The organism is Methylophaga sp. UBA5088, assembly GCF_002414625.1.
Lineage (GTDB): Bacteria > Pseudomonadota > Gammaproteobacteria > Nitrosococcales > Methylophagaceae > Methylophaga > Methylophaga marina.
Genome location: NZ_DIAC01000109.1, coordinates 1 through 3,192, shown reverse-complemented (window position 1 = coordinate 3,192; position 3,192 = coordinate 1). Strand labels below are relative to the sequence as shown.

The 3,192-nt window shown below is 44.9% G+C and carries 3 protein-coding genes; 2 read left to right on the top strand and 1 reads right to left on the bottom strand.

Translation table 11 applies throughout. The annotated features are described in order from the left end of the window. The first annotated feature begins 375 nt into the window (after positions 1-375). The gene (locus tag B4K20_RS13845) at positions 376-990 is read left to right on the top strand and encodes a GTP cyclohydrolase II (protein WP_289283334.1); all 615 of its coding nucleotides are present in this window, start codon (positions 376-378) and stop codon (positions 988-990) included. A gap of 11 nt (positions 991-1,001) precedes the next feature. Here the strand turns inward: B4K20_RS13845 and B4K20_RS13840 are convergent, their stop codons facing one another. Continuing rightward, positions 1,002-1,937, bottom strand: a complete 936-nt coding sequence (locus B4K20_RS13840; protein ID WP_289283333.1) for a LysR family transcriptional regulator — start codon at positions 1,935-1,937, stop codon at positions 1,002-1,004. A gap of 116 nt (positions 1,938-2,053) precedes the next feature. On the opposite strand from B4K20_RS13840, the gene B4K20_RS13835 reads away from it, so the two are divergent. After that, positions 2,054-3,192 (top strand): biotin carboxylase N-terminal domain-containing protein (locus B4K20_RS13835; RefSeq protein ID WP_289283332.1); only part of this gene is annotated, 1,139 nt, incomplete at its 3' end.

Sequence of the window (3,192 nt, the reverse complement as noted above, 5' to 3'; positions counted from 1 at the left end):
TCTGTTTGCTTCAGTTGTTGCACGCAAAACGCCTCATCATATTTAGTGCCGACCTTTTAGTATGCGTCAGAGATATTTCAATCTTCTGTTTGCTTCAGTTGTTGCACGCAAAACGCCTCATCATATTTAGTGCCGACCTTTTAGTATGCGTCAGAGATATTTCAATCTGATGATGACTGAAATGCACTTCCCCTTTAGCGGGAAAACTTTCCAGTATTTCAATAAATTATTCTTAAAAAGAGTCAGATGCAGTAAGATCACCGATTGCTTTATTAGACGTTGCCTTACATTGTGAACTCAAACCGCCCTAAGCTATTCAGCGTATTGCTCAGACGAATTAACCACTGTTTCCGTTCTGCCAAAGACGTATCCGCAGTGACGATTAGAACGACTGTTCAGTTACCCATTATTCTTAATGATGGCAGTGAGGCCATGGCAGAAATGTATAGCTTTTCGGGTTTTGTGGATGGCAAAGAACACTTTGCTTTGAAGCTTGGTAGACCCGATCCCACACATCCTCTTGTGCGCATCCATTCGGAGTGTGTTACCGGTGATGCGCTGGGTTCAGCACGCTGTGATTGCGGACCGCAATTACAGGAGGCATTAAGTTTATTCAATAAAGAAGGTGGCTATTTACTGTATCTGCGTCAGGAGGGCCGCGGCATTGGTTTGTATGAAAAACTCGATGCCTATCGTTTGCAGGAACAGGGACATGACACCTTTACCGCCAATCTCGAACTTGGTCATAACGTCGATGAACGGGATTATCAAGCAGCGGCTGATATTCTGAATGCACTCAAGCTGAATCAGATTATGCTAATGACTAACAATCCGGACAAACGTCAGCAACTGGAAAAGGCCGGTATTCAGGTTCATGGCACACGGCCTACCGGGGTATTTGCAAACCGCCATAACCATGGTTATCTGACATCTAAAATCCACCGGGGCAATCATCAGATTAGTATTGACGAGCTGCTAAGGAAGCCCTAGACAACATCCAACTATTGAAAATATTGATGAATCTCTTTCAAGTTTGTTTGGATATACTCTAAAAAAGCCTGAGTAACAGGGGTTGCATGTTTACCCTGAGGGGATACCAGACACCAACTGCGTCGCAGTGGGAAACCTTTAATTACCGGACTGACCAACTGGCCCAGCCGCAGCTCAGATAACACACTCAACCTCGGTAAAACAGCGACACCTAACCCAGCTAGAACAGCATGCTTTAGTGCATCATTAGAACCAAACTGCATGGAGACATTCAGCGATAAACGTTGTTGCTGACAATGCTGCTCTAAGGCCAGTCGATTACCAGATCCAGATTCACGACTGAGCAATTGTGCATCAAGAAATTGCTGCGGATGGATATGCTTTTTTGTGGCAAGTGGATGGTGTACGGGCACCACGGGTATCAATTCATTATCCAGAAAGGGTAAGGACGATAAGGAACGATCATTAGGTACCAAGCCCATGATCACCAAATCTTCTTTATTGTCATTCAAACGCTCAATGGCCTGCGTACGGTTCACAATATTCAGGTTTACATTGACCGATGGATACTGCTGTAAAAACCCTCTTAATACATGCGGCACCGCATACTGGGCTGAACTGACCGCACACAGATTTAACTCACCTGAAAGCTTTCCCTCCAGTCGATGTAAATCACTCTGCAAACTGGCGACTTGCTCAAATATGGCATCAATATGTTCAGCTACCCGTTCACCTGCTCGCGTGCAATAAAGCTTTCTACCGACATATTCGAATAACGGCTGCCCCAGCGCTGACTCCAGTTTTTTGATTTGAGAACTGACGGCGGGCTGAGTCAGCCCCAAACTTTCTGCCCCTTTTCCATAACCTTGCTGTTGATAGACAGCTCGAAACACCTGCATTTGACGAAAAGACAGTCGACTAATTAATTGCTGTAAAGTCAATGACATAAAAATTAAAAAACCTTATACATAAGTAATTACTTATCACTAATCAAAATTATATCAATTTTTCATTATGTATGATTTCCTCTAGCCTATTTCCTAGATTCAATCTGGAGTAGCTCATGTTGAAAAAAGTGTTAATCGCCAATCGTGGTGAAATTGCTGTGCGCATTGTTCGCGCATGTGCAGAAATGGGCATTCGTTCAGTCGCTATTTATACCGAACCCGATCGTTATGCATTACACGTCAAACGTGCTGACGAATCCTATTCACTTGGTGATGATCCACTCGCTGGCTATCTTGATCCATTACGTATTGTGAACTTAGCGATAGAAACCGGTTGCGATGCTATCCATCCTGGCTATGGTTTCTTATCTGAAAATGCCGAATTTGCCCGCCTGTGTGAAAAACACAACATCACTTTTGTTGGTCCCAAATCCAGCGTTATTGAAAAAATGGGCGATAAAACAGCCGCTAGAGACAGTATGCGCGATGCTGGTGTACCCATTACACCGGGCTCTGACGGCAACTTAGCGGACTTAGATGAAGCGTTAGCGCTGGCTGAAGAAGTGGGTTATCCAGTAATGATCAAAGCCACCTCTGGTGGTGGTGGTCGTGGTATCCGTCGTTGTGATAGTGCCGACGAATTGCGCCAACAGTATCCACGCGTTATTTCTGAAGCGACAAAGGCATTCGGTTCTGCTGAAGTTTTCCTTGAGAAATGTATTGTTGACCCTCGTCATATTGAAGTACAAATCCTCGCTGATAGCGAAGGCAATGTCGTGCATTTGTATGAACGGGATTGTTCTATTCAGCGCCGTAATCAAAAACTGATTGAAATTGCACCAAGCCCACAACTGACACCTGAGCAGCGTGATTATGTCGGTGGCCTGGCTGTCAAAGCGGCTCAAGCAGTGAATTATGAAAATGCGGGGACCGTCGAATTTTTGCTCACTGGTAATGAAGTGTATTTCATGGAGATGAATACCCGGGTTCAGGTAGAGCACACCATTACCGAACAAATTACCGGTATTGATATTGTCCGTGAACAATTACGTATCGCATCTGGCTTGCCGTTAAGCTACCGCCAGCAAGACATTGCCTATCGCGGCTATGCTTTACAGTTTCGGATTAATGCCGAAGATCCAAAAAATGACTTCCTACCGAGCTTCGGACGCATCACCCACTACTATGCACCAGGCGGCCCTGGTGTCAGGGTAGATACCGCTATCTACACCGGTTATGAAATCCCACCGTATTT